Origin of the sequence: Chitinophaga niastensis, from assembly GCF_003014755.1 — a bacterium.
Classification (GTDB): Bacteria; Bacteroidota; Bacteroidia; order Chitinophagales; family Chitinophagaceae; genus Chitinophaga; species Chitinophaga niastensis.
In genome coordinates, this window is sequence record NZ_PYAW01000002.1 from 678608 (window position 1) to 696323 (window position 17716).

The 17716-nt window shown below is 44.4% G+C and carries 16 protein-coding genes; 9 read left to right on the top strand and 7 right to left on the bottom strand.

All coding sequences use genetic code 11. From position 1 onward, the window contains the following. Positions 1-176 precede the first annotated feature (176 nt). Genes CLV51_RS11390 through CLV51_RS11400 form a run of 3 tightly spaced genes read left to right on the top strand, consistent with a single transcriptional unit; the run spans position 177 to position 2558 of the window. The gene (locus CLV51_RS11390) at positions 177-914 is read left to right on the top strand and encodes a glycosyltransferase family 2 protein (RefSeq protein WP_106528156.1); all 738 of its coding nucleotides are present in this window, start codon (positions 177-179) and stop codon (positions 912-914) included. Between the two features lie 14 nt (positions 915-928). Beyond that, positions 929-1726, top strand: coding sequence for an O-methyltransferase (locus CLV51_RS11395; protein ID WP_106528157.1), 798 nt, complete (start codon positions 929-931; stop codon positions 1724-1726). A gap of 37 nt (positions 1727-1763) precedes the next feature. Beyond that, positions 1764-2558 carry a carboxylesterase family protein gene (locus CLV51_RS11400; RefSeq protein WP_106528158.1) on the top strand — a complete coding sequence of 265 codons (795 nt, stop codon included), beginning with the start codon at positions 1764-1766 and terminating at the stop codon, positions 2556-2558. Between the two features lie 302 nt (positions 2559-2860). Here the strand turns inward: CLV51_RS11400 and hemL are convergent, their stop codons facing one another. From hemL to hemA, 7 genes are all read right to left on the bottom strand, one after another. Then, the gene (gene hemL, locus CLV51_RS11405) at positions 2861-4147 is read right to left on the bottom strand and encodes a glutamate-1-semialdehyde 2,1-aminomutase (RefSeq protein WP_106528159.1); all 1287 of its coding nucleotides are present in this window, start codon (positions 4145-4147) and stop codon (positions 2861-2863) included. 37 nt (positions 4148-4184) lie between these two features. Further along, on the bottom strand, positions 4185-5156 hold the full coding sequence (hemB, locus tag CLV51_RS11410) for a porphobilinogen synthase (RefSeq protein ID WP_281261526.1): 972 nt from the start codon (positions 5154-5156) through the stop codon (positions 4185-4187). Positions 5157-5223: 67 nt separating this feature from the next. Then, entirely contained in the window at positions 5224-6135 is a 912-nt protein-coding gene (hemF, locus tag CLV51_RS11415; RefSeq protein WP_106528161.1) for an oxygen-dependent coproporphyrinogen oxidase, read from the bottom strand. 87 nt (positions 6136-6222) lie between these two features. Then, on the bottom strand, positions 6223-7251 hold the full coding sequence (hemE, locus tag CLV51_RS11420) for a uroporphyrinogen decarboxylase (protein ID WP_106528162.1): 1029 nt from the start codon (positions 7249-7251) through the stop codon (positions 6223-6225). Beyond that, positions 7248-7967 (bottom strand): uroporphyrinogen-III synthase, encoded by a 720-nt coding sequence (locus CLV51_RS11425; protein WP_106528163.1) that lies wholly within the window; start codon positions 7965-7967, stop codon positions 7248-7250. The genes hemE and CLV51_RS11425 overlap by 4 nt, the downstream gene beginning before the upstream one ends. Beyond that, positions 7957-8877: a hydroxymethylbilane synthase gene (gene hemC / locus CLV51_RS11430; RefSeq protein ID WP_106528164.1), complete on the bottom strand. Its 921-nt coding sequence runs from the start codon at positions 8875-8877 to the stop codon at positions 7957-7959. Before hemC ends, CLV51_RS11425 begins: the two co-directional genes overlap by 11 nt. A 4-nt stretch (positions 8878-8881) precedes the next feature. Then, positions 8882-10135: a glutamyl-tRNA reductase gene (gene hemA / locus CLV51_RS11435; protein ID WP_106528804.1), complete on the bottom strand. Its 1254-nt coding sequence runs from the start codon at positions 10133-10135 to the stop codon at positions 8882-8884. Positions 10136-10450: 315 nt separating this feature from the next. Here hemA and hemH point away from each other — a divergent pair, with 315 nt between their 5' ends. From hemH to CLV51_RS11470, 6 genes are all read left to right on the top strand, one after another. Continuing rightward, positions 10451-11485 (top strand): ferrochelatase, encoded by a 1035-nt coding sequence (gene hemH, locus CLV51_RS11440; protein WP_106528165.1) that lies wholly within the window; start codon positions 10451-10453, stop codon positions 11483-11485. A gap of 17 nt (positions 11486-11502) precedes the next feature. Next, positions 11503-12849: a protoporphyrinogen oxidase gene (gene hemG, locus CLV51_RS11445; protein ID WP_106528166.1), complete on the top strand. Its 1347-nt coding sequence runs from the start codon at positions 11503-11505 to the stop codon at positions 12847-12849. Between the two features lie 60 nt (positions 12850-12909). Then, on the top strand, positions 12910-14043 hold the full coding sequence (locus tag CLV51_RS11450; protein ID WP_106528167.1) for a Re/Si-specific NAD(P)(+) transhydrogenase subunit alpha: 1134 nt from the start codon (positions 12910-12912) through the stop codon (positions 14041-14043). 36 nt (positions 14044-14079) lie between these two features. Then, positions 14080-14391: an NAD(P) transhydrogenase subunit alpha part 2 gene (locus CLV51_RS11455; RefSeq protein ID WP_106528168.1), complete on the top strand. Its 312-nt coding sequence runs from the start codon at positions 14080-14082 to the stop codon at positions 14389-14391. A 27-nt stretch (positions 14392-14418) separates the two neighbouring features. Beyond that, entirely contained in the window at positions 14419-15969 is a 1551-nt protein-coding gene (locus CLV51_RS11460; RefSeq protein ID WP_106528169.1) for an NAD(P)(+) transhydrogenase (Re/Si-specific) subunit beta, read from the top strand. 261 nt (positions 15970-16230) lie between these two features. Continuing rightward, a complete protein-coding gene (locus CLV51_RS11470; protein WP_106528171.1) occupies positions 16231-17634 on the top strand; it encodes a methyltransferase RsmF C-terminal domain-like protein in 1404 nt (467 codons plus the stop codon). Positions 17635-17716: the final 82 nt, after the last annotated feature.

Sequence of the window (17716 nt, forward strand, 5' to 3'; positions counted from 1 at the left end):
GCTTTTGTTAACAAAAATTTAAGAAAATATGATGCCAAAAACATCGTGAGGCAAAGATAAATAATTAATAACAGTTAAAATTAAATCATGATAGGTGGTGTAAAGGGGATATTCAGCAATATATTTTGAATTATCAGTAGGTGACTTACCTTTGCAGCCAAATTTAGTACACTTTCATGCTGAATAATAAAAAGATTGTGGTTGTATTACCGGCCTACAACGCGGCGCTTACGCTGGAAAAAACATACCGGGAAATTCCTTTTGACATTGTAGATGATGTAGTACTGGTAGATGATGCCAGTAAAGATGATACAATTGAAGTAGGAAGGCAATTGGGCATAAAACACCTGATCCGGCATGATGATAACAAAGGTTATGGCGGTAATCAGAAATCCTGCTACAATAAAGCGCTGGAGTTGGGTGCTGATATAGTAGTGATGCTGCATCCCGATTATCAGTATACACCCAAGCTCATTGTGGCGATGTGCAGTATTATTGCCAATGACGTATATCCGGTGGTATTTGGCTCCAGGATTCTTGGTAAGGGGGCGCTGAAAGGCGGTATGCCGATGTACAAATATATTTTTAATCGTTTCTTAACATTGACACAAAATATTTTAATTGGTCAAAAGTTGAGCGAGTACCATACAGGTTACAGAACTTTTTCTGCGGAGGTACTGCGTAACATCAACTTTATGGCCGACAATGATGATTTTGTGTTTGATAATGAAATGGTGTCACAGATATTTATGAAGGGGTATGATATTGCAGAAGTTACCTGTCCTACTAAATATTTTGATGAAGCCTCCAGCATTAACTTCAAGCGCAGCGCTATTTATGGACTGGGTGTATTGAGAGTATCCTTGCAACATCGTTTGCATATGTGGGGAATTGTAAAAGGAAAGATTTATTAAAATTCGTATAGTCAGTGAGTTTAGCGCAACAGTATAATTTAGCCAGTAAGTACCTGCGGTATTATTTTACTTCAGGTAACCGTCATGATGTACATTCTCCTTTCGTATATGCGTTGATAGACGATGTACTGCTGGATAAAAAACAACATGCCGCTTTTGGTGAAATAGAGCAGTTGCGCAAACAATTACTGCAAAGTAAGGAAACGCTACAGGTCACTGACCTGGGTGCCGGTTCCCTCATATCAGCCGGTAATGAACGTAAGGTGAGCGACATTACGCGCTATGCCGCTAAACAGCCCAAATTCGGGCAGTTGTTTTACCGGCTGATACAATACCTCCAGCCTGGCAGAATTCTCGAATTAGGTACCTCTATGGGCCTGTCTACCGCTTATATGGCGAAGGCAGCACCCAAGGCCCGGGTGTATACTATTGAAGGCTGCCCTAATATAGCTGCACATGCTGCCAAAAACTTTGCAGCATTGGGTATTAATAACATCACGCAGGTAACCGGTAATTTTGACACGGTATTGCCCGGTGTATTAAAACAAATGCAGTTGCCCGACTGGGTTTATATTGATGGTAATCACCGCAAAGAGCCTACCCTGGCTTATTTTGAACAATGCCTGCAGTTTGCAGATGAATACTCCGTCTTTATTTTTGATGATATTCACTGGACACCCGATATGGAGGCCGCCTGGCATACCATACAGGCACATCCACAGGTAACAATGACTATCGACCTGTTTTTCATAGGATTAGTATTTTTCCGCAAAGATTTTAAGACTAAACAGCACTTCACACTGAAATACTGATTTTTCGGTAGTAAATTGGGTATAAAACTATCCCGTTATGCATTACCTGAAATTTTTCATTTTGAGCTGCCTGCTGATAGCCGGTGTAGGCGCATCAGCGCAGGATCTTTCGGTCTATAGCAACGAAGCGTTTAGCCGTAAGGGAGACGTTCTTCATTATAGGTTGCTCCTGCCTGCCAACTACGATATTCAAAAAAAGTATCCGCTGATTGTTTTTTTACATGGCGCCGGTGAAAGAGGCGTCGATAACAATGCGCAGCTTTTACACGGTGGAGACATGTTCCTGCGCGATAGTATCCGTCAGAATTATCCCGCCTTTGTGCTGTTCCCGCAGTGTCCGGGCAACGAAACCTGGGCACCTATGAAAATGGTGCGCGACAGTACCGGCAAAGTTATCCGTGCTGATTTTCCCTTGAATGGTGATGCCACACCGCCTGCTGCCTTACTTACTAAATTACTGGATAGTTTGCTGACTACCGGAAAAATTGATACCAGGCGGGTATACATTGGTGGCCTGTCTCTTGGGGGTATGGGCACCTTTTATATGATCAGCATGCACCCGAAATTATTTGCCGCCGCCTTCCCTATTTGCGGAGCCGGTAACGTGGCGGAAGCAGACCGGTTTGCTAAAAAAGTGCCGATATGGATCTTCCATGGAGGTGATGACAAAATAGTGCCTGTAGAGTCTTCCAGGGCATATGATGCAAAATTAAAAGCATTGGGTGCGGAAGAAAAATATACAGAATATCCGGGCGTAGGCCATAATAGCTGGGATAACGTATTTGTAGAGCCAGGGCTGATGCCGTGGTTATTTCAACATGCGAAAAAATAATAGCGGAGGGGAAGGCCTTCGGCCTTTGTCTTTTCTTTAGCACGATTAGACTGATTTAGATGATTACCCTGATTTCATTTCTTTCTAATGATTATCCCATACTAATTTTATAAACGCATATTATTAAACGATACAGTTATCTTTTAAAAGAAAATAAAATCAGAAAAATCATCTAAATCAGTCTAATCGTGCTAAATAAAAGACAAAGGCCGAAGGCCTTCTCCCGCTATGATAAACGGTAAACAAAAAGGGTTGACCTTATAAAGATCAACCCTACCACTCCCACAGGATTTAATTGTTAACTATTTGATTGCCTGCATGGCAGATTTAGCAGTTGAAATGGTCGTATCCAGGTCTTCGGTAGTGAGTGCATTACTCATGAACCAGCTTTCGAAGGCGGATGGCGGTAAATATACACCACGTTCCAGCATAGCATGGAAGAAGCGTTTGAATAATTCATTGTTGGCAGCAGAAGCGGCAGTGAAATCCACAATAGGATATTCAGTGAAGTGTGCACTCAGCATAGATCCCATTTGATTGATACTATGTACTACACCGGCTGCGCCGAATGCTTCTTTTAAACCGTTCACCAGGTAGCTGGCTTTTTCTTCCAGCTGCTGATAAATTACCGGGTTATCGTTCAGTGTTTGCAGCAATGTATAACCGGCAATCATAGCAATAGGATTACCGCTCAATGTGCCTGCCTGGTATACTTTTCCGGCTGGAGCCAGTTGTTCCATAATTTCTTTGGGACCTGCTACAGCGCCTACCGGCATACCAGCACCAATGATTTTACCAAAGGTGACCAGATCTGCTTTAATGCCCAGTAATTCCTGCGCACCACCACGGGCCAGTCTGAAGCCTGTCATCACTTCATCAAAGATGAGCAGTATATTATTTTGATCACATATTTTACGCAAGCCTTCCAGGAAGCCCGGTTGTGGCAGGATACAGCCCATATTACCAGCAACAGGTTCTACAATGATAGCTGCAATCTGATCTTTATTATCTGCTACCAGTTGTTCTACAGCAGGTAAATTATTGTAGGGTGCAGTGAGTGTATCATCCGCTACACTGGCTGTTACACCGGGAACAGACTGAATACCTAAGGTGGCTACACCGCTGCCGGCGCTTACCAGGAAAGCATCTGCATGCCCGTGATAACAACCCTCAAATTTGATAAACTTATTGCGGCCGGTGTAACCTCTTGCCAGCCTGATGGCTGTCATACAGGCTTCTGTGCCGGAGTTTACCATGCGGATCATATCGATGTTAGGCACCATGCTTACTATCAGTTCTGCAATCTTTGTTTCCAGTTCTGTAGGTGCACCAAAAGAAGTGGAGTAGGTGGCATATTCCTGTATAGCTTTTACCACCGGCTCATATGCATGGCCGAGGATCATAGGTCCCCAGGAATTAATGTAGTCGATGTATTTATTGCCATCTACGTCATACATGTAGGCGCCCTTAGCACGTTCCATGAATACGGGCGTGCCGCCTACACTTTTAAATGCGCGTACGGGAGAGTTAACACCGCCGGGGATTACCTGCTTTGCTTTCCCGAATAACATTTCACTTTTACTGTACATCTGTTGGTGGTTTATTATTTTGATGCAAGATACTTAATTATGCATTCAGCAATTTTACGGCATCTTTCGCAAAGTAGGTAGCAATCAGATCCGCGCCTGCACGTTTAATGCTGGTCATGCTTTCCAGTATGGCCTTGTTTTCATCCAGCCATCCTCTTTCTGCTGCAGCTTTGATCATGGCATACTCGCCACTTACATGGTATGCACTAACAGGAACGGTTGTATGATCTTTTATGATACGCATAATATCAAGGTAAGCCATGGCCGGTTTTACCATTACAATATCAGCACCTTCTTCAATATCCATCAGTGTTTCCTTGATGGCTTCGCGGGAATTGGCGTAGTCCATCTGGTATGTTTTTTTATCGCCGAAGCCGGGAGCGGAATCCAGTGCATCGCGGAACGGACCGTAAAAGCAGGAAGCATATTTGGCACTATATGCCATGATACCTGTTTTATCGAAACCATTTTCTTCCAGGATGTTACGGATAGCGAGAATGCGGCCGTCCATCATATCGCTGGGGGCTACAAAGTCGGCACCTGCCTGTGCATGGCTCAAACTCATACGTGCCAGCACTTCTACGGTAGGATCATTTACTATTTCTGTACCGGAAACAATGCCATCATGACCATAAGAAGAGTACGGATCAAGTGCTACATCTGTCATGACTACCATTTCAGGAATGGCATGCTTAATGCCGCGAATAGCACGCTGCATCAGACCGTTCGGGTTAACGGCTTCGGTACCTTTATTATCTTTTACACTATCCAACGCTTTCACAAACAGCAGCACACTTTTAATACCCATGCTCCAGAGTTCTTTGGCCTCTTTAATAGTAAGGTCTAAGGAATATCTGAAATAACCTGGCATAGAGCTGATCTCTTCCTTCACATTTTCTCCTTCGGTAACAAATAATGGCGCTATGAAATCGCTTGGCCTTAATATTGTTTCCGCAACCATTGCACGAATGGCGGGAGATGTTCTTAAGATTCTGTTTCTTCTGATCATCTGTATAAAAATTTATTTTTTTCCTACCGATATAATGCGCCTGAAGGCACATATTGTGTTTTGATGTTTATTTAACCCATTGTCTTGGCTTCAGGAACTCTTCCAGTTGCGCTTCGGGGCTACCCGGTACTGTATGGAAGTCGTATTCCCAGCGGGCTACCGGAGGTAAGCTCATGAGAATGGATTCTGTACGGCCATTGGTTTTTAAACCAAAGAGGGTGCCTCTGTCGTGGATGAGGTTAAACTCTACATAACGTCCACGTCTATACGCTTGCCAGCTTCTATGGGCATCTGTATAAGGCAGATCTTTTGTTTTTTCCACAATAGGCAGATATGCCTGCAAAAACGCTTTCCCGTTGGCTTGTGAGAAATTAGATAATTGCTCCGCGCTCCTGTTTTCATCAGGACGCAGGTAATCATAAAAAATACCACCTATACCACGAGCTTCGTTGTTACGATGTTTATTGATAAAATATTCATCGCAATGTTTTTTATATGTTGGATAAAGATCTATACCAAAAGGATCGCAGGCGTCTTTAAAAGTCTGGTGAAAATGACTGCCATCTTTTTCTTCCAGGTAGTAGGGTGTAAGATCTGCACCACCACCAAACCAGCTATCCTTCAGCGCACCCGCCTCATCGTATAATTCAAAATAGCGGAAATTGGCGTGTACGGTAGGTACAAAAGGATTCACCGGATGAATCACTAATGATATACCGCATGCCATGAAGTTGCTGTTGTTTACACCAAACTGTTGTGCCATAGCTTCCGGCAATACCCCATGCACAATAGAAGTGCTCACACCACCTTTTTCAAACACATTACCATCTGCTATTACGCGCGACTTGCCACCACCGCCGCCGGGGCGTTCCCAGCGATCTTCCCGGAAGGATGCCTTACCGTCTATTTTTTCCAGGGCTGCACAGATCTCGTCCTGCAGGCCGTGAATAAATGATATGAAATCGTTTTTGATGCTCATGTTTTAGCTTTTAGGCTTTAGCTATTAGCTTTTAGCAGTTAGCATAGTCATAATTGGTCCTAACTGCTAAAAGCTAATTGCTAACAGCTATCCGTGTGCTTTAACTGTTTCTACAAATGCTTTTGCGTGATCTACGGATACATTCGGTAAAATGCCATGCCCCAGGTTAGCAATGTAACGCTGTCTGCCAAAGCCTTTCAGCATTTCTTTGACTGCCTTTTCAATTTCAGGGATAGGCGCCAGCAATTTAGCCGGATCAAAGTTACCCTGCAGGGTGATGTTATTACCGGCAAACTGGCGGGCCAGTTCAGGTTTGATGCACCAGTCGATACCCAAACCGTGTGCGCCGGTAGCGGCCATGTCTTCCAGTGCAAACCAGGCACCTTTTGCAAATACGATAGTAGGACAAACATCCTTCATCGCAGTTACTATCTGACGGATATATTGTAAAGAGAAAATTTCGAAATCCTGTGGACTGAGCAAACCACCCCACGAGTCAAATACCTGTACAGTATCGGCTCCTGCGGCTACCTGTGCTTTCAGGTAAGCAATGGTAGTATCTGTAATCATCTGCAGTAACTGGTGTGCTACAGCCGGTTGCTGATAGCAGAATGCTTTGGCTTCATCAAAAGTTTTGGAGCCTTTACCCTGTACCATATAACAAAGGAGCGTCCAGGGAGCGCCACCAAAGCCAATCAGCGGTACACGGCCATCAAGTGTTTTTTTGGTGAGCTTCAGTGCATCAAATACATAATGCAATCTTTCCTGTACATCGGGAACGCATAAACGCTGTAAGTCGTGTGCACCTTTGATAGGATCGGGGAGCAGGGGGCCTATCTTTTCTATCAGCTGTACTTCCATGCCCATGGCTTGTGGAACTACGAGAATATCAGAAAAAATAATAGCAGCGTCTACGCCTACCTGATCTACCGGCATCACGGTTATCTCTGTAGCCAGTTCGGGATTTTCGCAGCGTTCAAAAAAAGTATATTTATCGCGCAGTTTGATATAATCCGGGAGGTAGCGGCCAGCCTGGCGCATCATCCATACTGGTGTGCGGGACACCGTTTCACCTTTAAGGGCTTTCAGCAATAAGTCGTTCTTCAATGCGCTCATTCGTAGCAGTTAATGTTGTTAAAATAAAATATAGCTGTTTGCACCATGCTTTCCGGGCTGGTGCCGGTGCTTACAATAATTTTGTTGCTGGTATAATCTTTCAGTGCCACAGCGGTGGTGGTACCTATGGCAAAGCAAACGGTATTTTTATGGATGCTGTTTGCTGAAAAGAAACTCTTTGCTGCACTGGGACTGAAAAAAAGGATGCCATCGTAATCATCAGTAATAACAACCGTTATGGGTGTATTTTCGTAGATCACATATTCATTTACGATAATTCCCGCCGCCTTTAATTTTCCGGGTAGTTCGTTTCTCCGCTGGTTTCCGCAAAAAAAACTTACTTCGTGTGTGCTTTCGCGTTGTATAATTGCATCAGCCAGGTCATTTCCATAATCAGCTTCTGCCAGTATAGTACAATCCGGAAATGTTTCCAGTACTGATTGTTTGGTGTTGCCGGCAATGCAGGCAATCTGCGCGTCCGGAACGACGGTGTTGAACAGATAATTTTTGCTGAGGATCTGCACCGCATTAGCACTGGTAAATACCATTGTTTTGCTGACCGCATCATGGATTTTTTCCTGCAAACCGGGTAGCAGTAACGGCTTTATTTGTATGAACTCCTGCACATCAATATGTATACCACGTTCACCAGCAACAGCGATCAGGCTGTCTGTTACAGGTCTGGTGCATAATATGCGGTATTTATCATTTGACATTTCTGATCTGTGCTACTATTTCAGCGCCGCCTTGCGCCATGATGTCCTGTGCTGCTTCCTGTCCGAGGGCATGTGCCTTGTCCAGTGGCACTTCGCGCGTAGTGCTGAAGAACTGTGAGCCGTCCAGGCTGCAAAGTTCGCCGCTAAAGTGTACGGTATTGTTTTGTATATAAGCATACGCGCTGATAGGAGTAGTACAACCACCCATCAAAGTGCGTAAAAAATCGCGTTCTATATTTGTTGTCAGTGCTGTTTCATCGTGATTAAACAGTACACAGGCTTCTCTGCAAAAAGCATCATCTTCTCTGCAAACAACTACTATCGCGCCTTGTGCAGGTGCAGGCAGCATCCAGTCTAAATCAATGGAGTTAGCCGGGCGGATGTTGATCCTTTCCAGTCCGGCAACGGCAAAGATGGCGCCGTCCCAGTTTTCAGCAGCCAGTTTCTGTAAACGCGTATTCACATTACCGCGCAGGTTATGCAGCTGGTGATGTGGATATTTGCGCAGCCACTGGGCTTTGCGGCGTACACTGCTGGTAGCAATGTTAGCAATATAGTCTGCCTGATCAAGAAAATCAGTATTGGATTTATATACCAGCAAATCCTTTACAGGGCCACGTTGCAGTACAGCTGCGGGTACTATCTGTTTAGGTAATTGCGTGGGAACATCTTTGAGGGAATGAACGGCAACGTCTATACGATTATTGAGTAGTGCGAGGTCGAGGCTTTTGGTAAAAATGCCTTGTACACCGATTTCGTACAGTGGGGTAACCAGGTCAATATCGCCTTCACTTTTAATGGGCACCAGCTCGGTGCTGTAACCCTGCGCAGTGAGCAGATCCCTTACCTGGTGTGCCTGCCACAGTGCCAGCTGGCTTTCTCTTGTACCTATCCTGATAACTCTATCCATTTGTTTATTCCTGGTTAACTCCGGTCTCGAAAATATCGTTAATCATGGCGATGTACTGGTCACTTTTGTCAGTTTCCTTACGTACTTTACCTGCCATGAGGTTGATCATTTTTTGTATGATGCGGGAAGATACCAGCTCGATATCTTCCATTTTATAGTTGCCGCCATTCTTCTGTTGCTGTATTTCGCGCATGTGTATTTCATGCAGCTTATCTTTCACTGCTTTTAATACAACTGCGTGTTTGCGCATTTTGTACCAGTACAGGAATTCGTCCATATGTTCTTCAATGATGGCGATAGCCTTAGGAACTTCTCCCAGCCTGTTTTGCAGGGTTTCATCCTGTACTTTCGACAGCTCATCCACATTCACAAGGGTGATGTGTGCAAGATCACCAACGGCTGCTTCCACGTTGAATGGAATAGATAAGTCGATGATGAGTTTGGGTGATGAGTTGGCCAGGTGGCTTGCCAAAACTGTTGGATGTGGCGCATTAGAAGCTACGAGGATCACATCCGCCTGTTGCATTTCACTCACCATATTTTCAATGGGAGCGAACCTCAGTCCGTGCTGGTCAGCAAAATCAGCTGCTACCTGCATCGTGCGGTTAATGAGTGTTACTTCTTTTACACCCAGGTATTCGATCATGTTTTTGCAGGTATTGCGGCCTATTTTGCCAACTCCCAGCAATACGATCTTTTTATTTTTAACATCCGGGCAAATGCGTTCAAGCATGCGTACAGTGGCAAAAGCCACCGATACAGTGCCTTTGCTAAGACCGGTTTCTGTTTTAATGAGTTTGGAAACCTGTAATACACTGTTTACCAGTCTTTCCAGGAAACTGCCGAGGCATTGTTGTGCTTTGGCAAATTTTGTAGCATTGCGGATCTGGCCTATGATCTCGTAATCACCGAGAATCTGGGAGTCCAGACCTGTACCTACCTGGTATAAGTGTTTGATAGCCTCTTCGCCGGATTTGACGTAGGCTAATTCTTCCAGCTGACTTCTGTCACCGTTTGATTCCTTGCATAGCAAGTCCATAAGCTGACCAGGGTTGGCCGCAAATCCGTATACTTCCGTTCTGTTACAAGTGGAAAGTACAAAGAGATCATCTAATTGCACAGTCCTGGCGCGCTCCAGGAGTTGTTGGTATTGGGCCGGACTAATGGCGTATAATCCCCTGATAGCAGCGTCTGTTTTCTTATAGTTGATCCCAACGATATGAAAATTTGCTATTTCTTTTGAATGACTGACCTGCATGTTCTTGTATAAGCTTCCGGTTGCAAAAGTACTTTCATACGTCCCAAACAAAAGGGTTTAGGCTGTCATTAGTGTGTCATTTCTCCTACTGGTAATTATGAGCATGAAAAAATGATTTTTATCAGGTTTTACAGGAGTTGGCCGGAGATTTAGCGAATAACACGAATATACAAAATCTGACTGCAGAATCATTACAAACACATGACATAAACACGGAGATGCTTGTTAAAAGCGGCGTGCATAAAGCTTGCCGCATGATTATGAGAACTATTTGTTTCAATTTGTTCTTTACTTTTGCAACAATTTATAAAGAGCATGGTATCAAAATCTGATGTTGGAATTATATTGATGAACCTCGGGTCGCCGGATTCTACGGCTATTCCGGACGTGAAACGTTATCTGAACGAATTTCTGATGGACAAGCGGGTAATTGATTATCCGTGGTTATTACGTAAAATACTGATTGAAGGTATTATTGTACCAAAGCGTGCGGAGCAATCTGCCAGAGCGTATGCGTCTATCTGGTGGAAAGAAGGATCACCACTGGTGGTACTTACCAAACAATTACAGCTGGCTGTGCAAAATGATATGGAGATACCGGTGGAAATAGCCATGCGTTACGGTAATCCCAGCCCGGAAGTAGCTTACGAGAATTTGCTGAAGCAAAATCCTGATCTGAAAGAAGTAGTGTTGTTGCCGCTCTATCCGCATTATGCCATGTCTTCTTACGAAACAGGTTTAGTATACGCGGAGGAGATCTATAAAAAGAAGAAATATAAATTTAAGCTCTCAGTTATACCGCCATTTTATGATGAACCGGATTATATCCATGCATTAACAGAGAGTATGCGCCCATATCTGCAAAAGGAGTATGATTACATATTATTCAGTTATCATGGTTTGCCCGAAAGACATATGCGCAAAGCAGATCCTACGGGTGCGCATTGTATGAAAGTGAATGATTGTTGCCATGTGAAATCGTCTGCACATGATTTCTGTTACCGTCATCAGATCACTGTTACTTCTGAGCTGGTAGCAGAAAAGCTGGGATTGCCGAGGGAAAAATGGGGTATCTCTTTTCAGTCCAGATTGGGACGGGAAGAGTGGCTGAAGCCTTATACAGCGGGTTTGCTGGAAACATTGCCTGCGGAAGGAAAGAAAAAATTACTGATTGTGTGCCCGGCATTTGTATCTGATTGCCTGGAAACACTGGAAGAAATAGCCGTAGAAGGAAAACATTCTTTCCTCAACAGTGGTGGTGAAACCTTTACGATGATCCCTTGTCTGAATATCCATCCCCTGTGGGTAAAGGCCGTGGTGAAGTATTGTACGCAAATAATGGAACAATAACAGTTTAATTATATTGTATGCCTGAACAACCCGTAGTCATCATTGGTGCCGGTATATCCGGATTAAGTATTGCTTATGAATTGCAAAAACAGCAGGTGCCTTATCTGTTGCTGGAAGCAGGAAGCCATACAGGGGGCGTGATACAGTCCTTTCATCAGGATGGGTTTGAGTTGGATGCAGGGCCCAATACGCTCGCGGCTTCGCCGGAAGTGTTATCCTTTTTTAAAGAACTGGGACTGGAAAAAGAGATCCTGCAGGCGGCTGCCGTCAGTAAAAACCGCTTCCTGGTAAGGAATAACCAATTGCACGGTGTATCTCCGCATCCCTTTAAAATAATGGGTTCCCCTTATTTAAGCAGGGGGAGTAAATGGCGTTTATTTACGGAACGTTTCAGGAAAGCCGCACCAGCGGCGGGAGAAGAGACAGTCACTGATTTTATTACAAGAAGGTTTAATAGAGAAATAGCCAATTATGTATTTGATCCGGTATTGTCTGGTATTTATGCCGGCAACCCCGATTTGATGAGCATTGGAGAAGTATTGCCTGCATTGCCGCGCTGGGAGCGGGAATACGGGAGTGTTACCAAAGGGCTGATGAAGGATAAAGGTGCCATGGGTGGCAGAAAGATCATCAGCTTCAGAGGTGGGAGCCAGTTGCTCACCACGCGTTTACAGGAATTATTAACCACACCGGTAAGGTTTAATTGTACTGTAAACAATGTTGCTGTAGCAGAGAATGGCTATATGGTCAATTACACTGAAAATGGTGTGCAGTCGGCGTTACAAGCCAACAGGATTGTTTTTACCGCACCATCATTCAGTACCGCGGAAACAATTGCATCGCTGGATCCTGCCACCGCAGCTATGTTGAACGATGTACATTATCCGCAAATGGGCGTGCTGCACCTGGGCTTTGCTGCCAGTGCATTGCCGAAACCACTGGATGGGTTTGGGTTCCTGGTACCCAATGCGGAAAACTTACATTTTCTTGGCGCTATCTGTAATTCGGCCATTTTCTCTCATAAAGCACCTGAAGGGAAAGTGTTATTTACTGTTTTTATGGGTGGGGCCAGACAGGAAAAGCTGTTTGATACCTATGATGCTGCTGTGTTACAGCAGAAAGTGGTAGCTGAAATACAATCGTTGCTACAGTTATCGGCTCCTCCGGTGATGCAGCGATTTACCTTCTGGAACAAGGCTATTCCGCAACTGAATGTAGGACATGCTAAGTTGCGTGCCGCCGTTGCCGGCTTTGAGAAAAAATATCCAGGTTTACATGTCAGCGGTAATTACCTGCAAGGCGTAGCCATCCCGGCTCTGCTGCAACATGCCGTAACATTTGCGGCCTCGCTGAAGAAAAATTAATCAAATAAATAGCTCTTTGTTAGCGTTTTTTCTTTAAATTCCATTATAAATTTCCACCAGATGATTGCAGGAATTTTGAAAGAAAAGAACGACGAAACCAGGGTATCTCTTGTCCCTGAAATAGTAAAGCAACTGCAGCAAATGTCGGTAACCGTGTGGGTGGAGCAGGGGGCCGGTGCGCATGCTTTCTATAACGATGACGCCTATATGGACGCCGGCGCATTGATTAAACAAGCCGGAGAAATTCTTTCAGGTGCGGATATCATTTTTACACTGCAACCTCCATCCAGAGATCTTATAGACCAGATTCCTCCCAGGAAAATCATCACCGGCATTTTACAGCCACTCTACCACGTGAGTGAAGTGGAATACTGGGCTTCCAAAAACATTACTGCTTTTAGTTTAGATACCATTCCGCGTACCACCCGTGCGCAGATAATGGATGTGCTCAGTTCTCAGGCTAATATTGCCGGCTACAAGGCTGTGCTGCTGGCTGCGTATAGCTATTCCCGTTATTTACCAATGTTTATGACTGCAGCCGGAAGTATTGCACCTGCAAAGGTGCTTATTCTTGGCGCCGGGGTAGCCGGGCTACAGGCTATTGCCACTGCACGCCGGCTGGGGGCTGTGGTAGAAGTATTTGATACCCGTCCGGCTGTGAAGGAAGAGGTGATAAGCCTGGGAGCTAAATTTGTAGAAGTAGATGGTGCTGCTGATGCTTCCAAAGCGGGCGGATATGCCGTAGAACAGAGTGAAGATTATAAAGAAAAACAACAACAACGCATAGCGGAGAGTATTGCGAAAGCAGATATTGTGATCACTACCGCACAAATTCCGGGTAAAGCGGCTCCTATTCTGATTACGACGCTTATGCTGGATCAGATGCGTGCCGGCTCCGTTATCGTTGATCTGGCAGCGGCCACCGGCGGCAATACCAGTGTTACTAAAAACAACGAAACGGTGCATTACAGGGGTGTGAGTATCATCGGTAACTCCAATCTCCCGGCTACTATGCCTGCAGATGCGAGCAAACTATATGCAAAAAATGTATTCAATTTTCTAAAACTTATATTAACAAAAGAAGGCAACCTGCTCCTGAATTTTGAAGATGATATTGTGAAAGGTGCCTGTATAACTCATAACGGTGAAATAGTGAATGATCGCGTAAAAAGTGTGATGCAGCAGCTGGCATAGCTGATAGCTTTTAGTTTAATCGAAATACCCGTCAACATGGAACATATTTTATCTTTCCTGCATCAGCATATTGAATTGATCTACATCGTAATCCTGTCTATTTTTCTGGGGGTAGAAGTGATTTCCAGGGTACCATCGGTATTACATACACCACTGATGAGCGGTGCCAACGCTATTCATGGGGTAGTGATCATTGGTGCTATCATTGTGATGGGAAAAGCAGAAACCGATAATTACCTGGCGCTGATCCTGGGCTTCTTAGCTGTAATCCTGGGTACGATCAATGTGGTGGGTGGTTTTGTGGTGACTGACCGGATGCTGGAAATGTTTAAAGGAAAAAAGAAATAGCGAAAGACTCACAGCTAAAACATCATTATGGGATCCAGCATTTTATCTATCATCTACCTGATTGGCTCTGTTACTTTTATCCTCGGACTGAAAATGTTAAGCAAACCGGATACAGCCCGCAAGGGTAACCTGGTAGCCGCTGCCGGCATGACACTGGCTATCCTGGGTACTATCTTTCTCTATAAAACAAATGGTGAACATCTGCATAATTACGGATGGATAACTGCAGGGCTACTCATTGGTGGCATTGTGGGCGTACTATCTGCGAAGAAAGTGAAGATGACGGCGATGCCGGAAATGGTGAGTATGTTTAACGGTATGGGTGGGGCCTGTGCGGCATTGATTTCAATAGTAGAGTTTAATCACCTGATACATTTCAGCTCGCAACCAGGTGATGTGATAAAGGATGGCATGTCGCAGTTAACAAAACTATTACAACAGGTGATCGCTAATTCCAGCTCCATGGCCAATAGCGACCTGAATTTGAATAACATCATAGATTTCCGCGGACAACTCACTATTATTTTACTGGGTCTTATCATAGGTTCTGTTTCTTTTGCGGGAAGTGTAGTGGCCTGGGGGAAACTGAGCGGTAAAGTGAAAGATTTTTCCTTCAACGGACAGCATATCCTGAATCTCCTGGTAATGGCTGTTTTAGTTATTGCGGCTATTGTGTTGGTGGTTATTGTTAACGATAGGTTATTAACCACGCAAACAGATGGCAACCCTTTACTGGTGCTGAAATTGCTGTTTTACAGTATTTTATTACTTTCCCTGTTCTATGGTGTTTTATTTGTACTGCCTATTGGTGGTGCAGATATGCCTGTGGTGATTTCATTACTTAACTCTTTTACCGGCGTAGCCGCTGCCTGTGGCGGATTTTTGTATGATAATCCTGTGATGCTCACAGGTGGTATTCTCGTAGGTTCTGCGGGTACTATCCTCACCATTCTTATGTGTAAGGCGATGAACCGCTCCCTGAAAAATGTGTTGATTGGTTCTTTTGGAGGTGTAAAAACTGCTAACGCAGATAATAAAGATCAGGGTGTTTACAAAGAAATCAGTTTAAACGATGCTGCTGTTGTGCTCGCATATGCTAATAAAGTAATTATTGTACCTGGTTATGGATTGGCTGTAGCGCAGGCTCAGCATGCCTGTCATGAGTTAGAGAAAATGCTGGAAGATAAAGGCGTAATAGTAAAATATGCTATACATCCGGTGGCCGGCCGTATGCCCGGACATATGAATGTATTGCTGGCAGAGGCAGACGTGCCATATGAGAAATTACTGGAGATGGAAGATGCCAATGCAGAATTTCCTACTACCGATGTTGTACTGGTGCTGGGCGCAAATGATGTAGTAAACCCTGCCGCCAAGAGCGATCCCAATAGCCCTATTTACGGGATGCCCATACTGGAAGTGGAAAATGCGAAGTTGGTTATTGTGAATAAACGTAGTATGAAACCGGGTTATGCCGGTATTGAAAATGATCTTTTCTTTCAACCTAAAACATCCATGTTATTTGGGGATGCCAAACAGGTATTGCAGCATTTGCTGGCGGAGATAAAGCAGGTGTAATGGCCACCTTCGGTGGCGAAATTGTCTTTCTCCCGATTAGGCTGATTATGATGATTTTTCTGATTTTATTTTTTTTGATTATAAGAAGATTAGGACGGGTATTATTCGCATTAATCTTCGTTAATTTTTCTAAATCAAAAAATAAAATCAGAAAAATCATCATAATCAGTCTAATCGGGAGAAAGACAATTTCAGCAGCTTTGCTGCTATCCGCACTCTGATTTTTCCTCATTTCCACTTATTTTTGCGGAAAAACTTCCCTTGTCCAGTCATTTACCAGCAGCGCTGATTGAATCATTAGCAGGACTCCCGGGTTATAACCGGGAAACATTTGAGCGTGTACATGCCGCAGCCGAAAAAATCACCTCGCTGCGATTAAATCCTTTTAAGCTAAAAACGCAGGAAAAAGCACAGGAAGTGCTGCAGGCCTTGTCTCCCGCCGGTGTGGGCAAAGTGCCCTGGAGCGGTGACGGATATTATTTACCTGCCAGGCCGTCCTTTACTTTCGATCCTTTTTTTCATGCCGGCGCATATTATGTGCAGGAGGCTTCTTCCATGTTTGTGGAACAGGCAGTGCGTGCTACCGTAGATGTATCTGCGCCGTTAAAGGTGTTGGATCTATGTGCAGCGCCTGGTGGAAAATCTACTTTGTTGCAATCGTTGATAAGCCCGGAAAGTATACTGGTGGCTAATGAAGTGATTAAGCCACGTGCAGCATTGCTGGCGGATAATCTTACTAAATGGGGGGCTGTCAATGTAGTGGTAAGTAATAATGATCCGCGTGATTTTTCGAAATTGTCAGGTTATTTTGATCTGATGGTCGTGGATGCACCTTGTTCCGGTTCCGGTTTATTCCGCCGGGACCCGGAGTTGGTGAAGGAGTGGTCGCCCGAAAGTGTAGCGCTCTGTAGCCAGCGGCAGCAGCGGATTTTAGCCGATGTGTTACCTGCGTTGAAAGAGGGGGGAGTAGTCATTTATTCTACCTGTTCTTTTTCACAGGAAGAGGATGAAGCTATTCTGGATTGGCTGGCAGATCATTTTGAGCTGGAAAATATTCCGGTGACCATCGATGAAGGCTGGAAAATTATACCAACGGTAACGCATAAACGAAATTGCACCGGTTATCGTTTTTATCCTGATAAACTAAAAGGTGAAGGTTTCTTCATTGCCTGTTTCCGTAAGCGCAGCGGCGAATCTGCGCGTAAATTTAAAGAACAGAAAACAGCGTTGCTGAGCGCAAAGGAGCGGGGTAAAATTACACCCTGGATCAATGCGCCGGAAGATCATCAATATTTTCAGCACCAGGAAGATGTATTGATTTTACCGCCCTTATTGGCAGCAGAAATACCATTGTTGCAGCAACAATTGTATATTCGCAAAGCAGGCGTTAAAGCAGGGCAGCTTGGCGCAAAGGAATTGATTCCTGATCATCAGCTGGCCGCCAGTACGCTGGTGTCTGACGACCTGCCTGCTGTGTCGCTTAGTTTGCCGCAGGCCTTGCAATACCTGCGTAAAGAAGATCCGGGAGTTACTACAGATGTGAGAGGATGGGCATTAATCAGGTATGGAGATATGAATCTTGGCTGGGCCAAATTTTTATCTAACCGCATGAATAATTATTATCCGAAAGAGCTCCGCATCTTAAAAGAAATTACCGGGGTGTAAAAAATAATCCGCTGCTATTTATCTCTGTCGCATAGCAACTATGAAATGCGCTGCCAACGAGTGTTTGATGAGTATATTGTTG

Bases quoted from the DNA above. Each gene is read 5' to 3' on its own strand.
- CLV51_RS11455 (WP_106528168.1), top strand. From the start codon at position 14,080: ATGGAACATATTTTATCTTTCCTGCATCAGCATATTGAATTGATCTAC.
- hemH (WP_106528165.1), top strand. From the start codon at position 10,451: ATGGTATCAAAATCTGATGTTGGAATTATATTGATGAACCTCGGGTCG.
- hemF (WP_106528161.1), bottom strand. From the start codon at position 6,135: ATGAGCATCAAAAACGATTTCATATCATTTATTCACGGCCTGCAGGAC.
- CLV51_RS11460 (WP_106528169.1), top strand. From the start codon at position 14,419: ATGGGATCCAGCATTTTATCTATCATCTACCTGATTGGCTCTGTTACT.
- hemA (WP_106528804.1), bottom strand. From the start codon at position 10,135: ATGCAGGTCAGTCATTCAAAAGAAATAGCAAATTTTCATATCGTTGGG.
- hemG (WP_106528166.1), top strand. From the start codon at position 11,503: ATGCCTGAACAACCCGTAGTCATCATTGGTGCCGGTATATCCGGATTA.
- hemL (WP_106528159.1), bottom strand. From the start codon at position 4,147: ATGTACAGTAAAAGTGAAATGTTATTCGGGAAAGCAAAGCAGGTAATC.
- CLV51_RS11400 (WP_106528158.1), top strand. From the start codon at position 1,764: ATGCATTACCTGAAATTTTTCATTTTGAGCTGCCTGCTGATAGCCGGT.
- hemC (WP_106528164.1), bottom strand. From the start codon at position 8,877: ATGGATAGAGTTATCAGGATAGGTACAAGAGAAAGCCAGCTGGCACTG.
- hemB (WP_281261526.1), bottom strand. From the start codon at position 5,156: ATGATCAGAAGAAACAGAATCTTAAGAACATCTCCCGCCATTCGTGCA.
- CLV51_RS11425 (WP_106528163.1), bottom strand. From the start codon at position 7,967: ATGTCAAATGATAAATACCGCATATTATGCACCAGACCTGTAACAGAC.
- CLV51_RS11450 (WP_106528167.1), top strand. From the start codon at position 12,910: ATGATTGCAGGAATTTTGAAAGAAAAGAACGACGAAACCAGGGTATCT.
- CLV51_RS11390 (WP_106528156.1), top strand. From the start codon at position 177: ATGCTGAATAATAAAAAGATTGTGGTTGTATTACCGGCCTACAACGCG.
- hemE (WP_106528162.1), bottom strand. From the start codon at position 7,251: ATGAGCGCATTGAAGAACGACTTATTGCTGAAAGCCCTTAAAGGTGAA.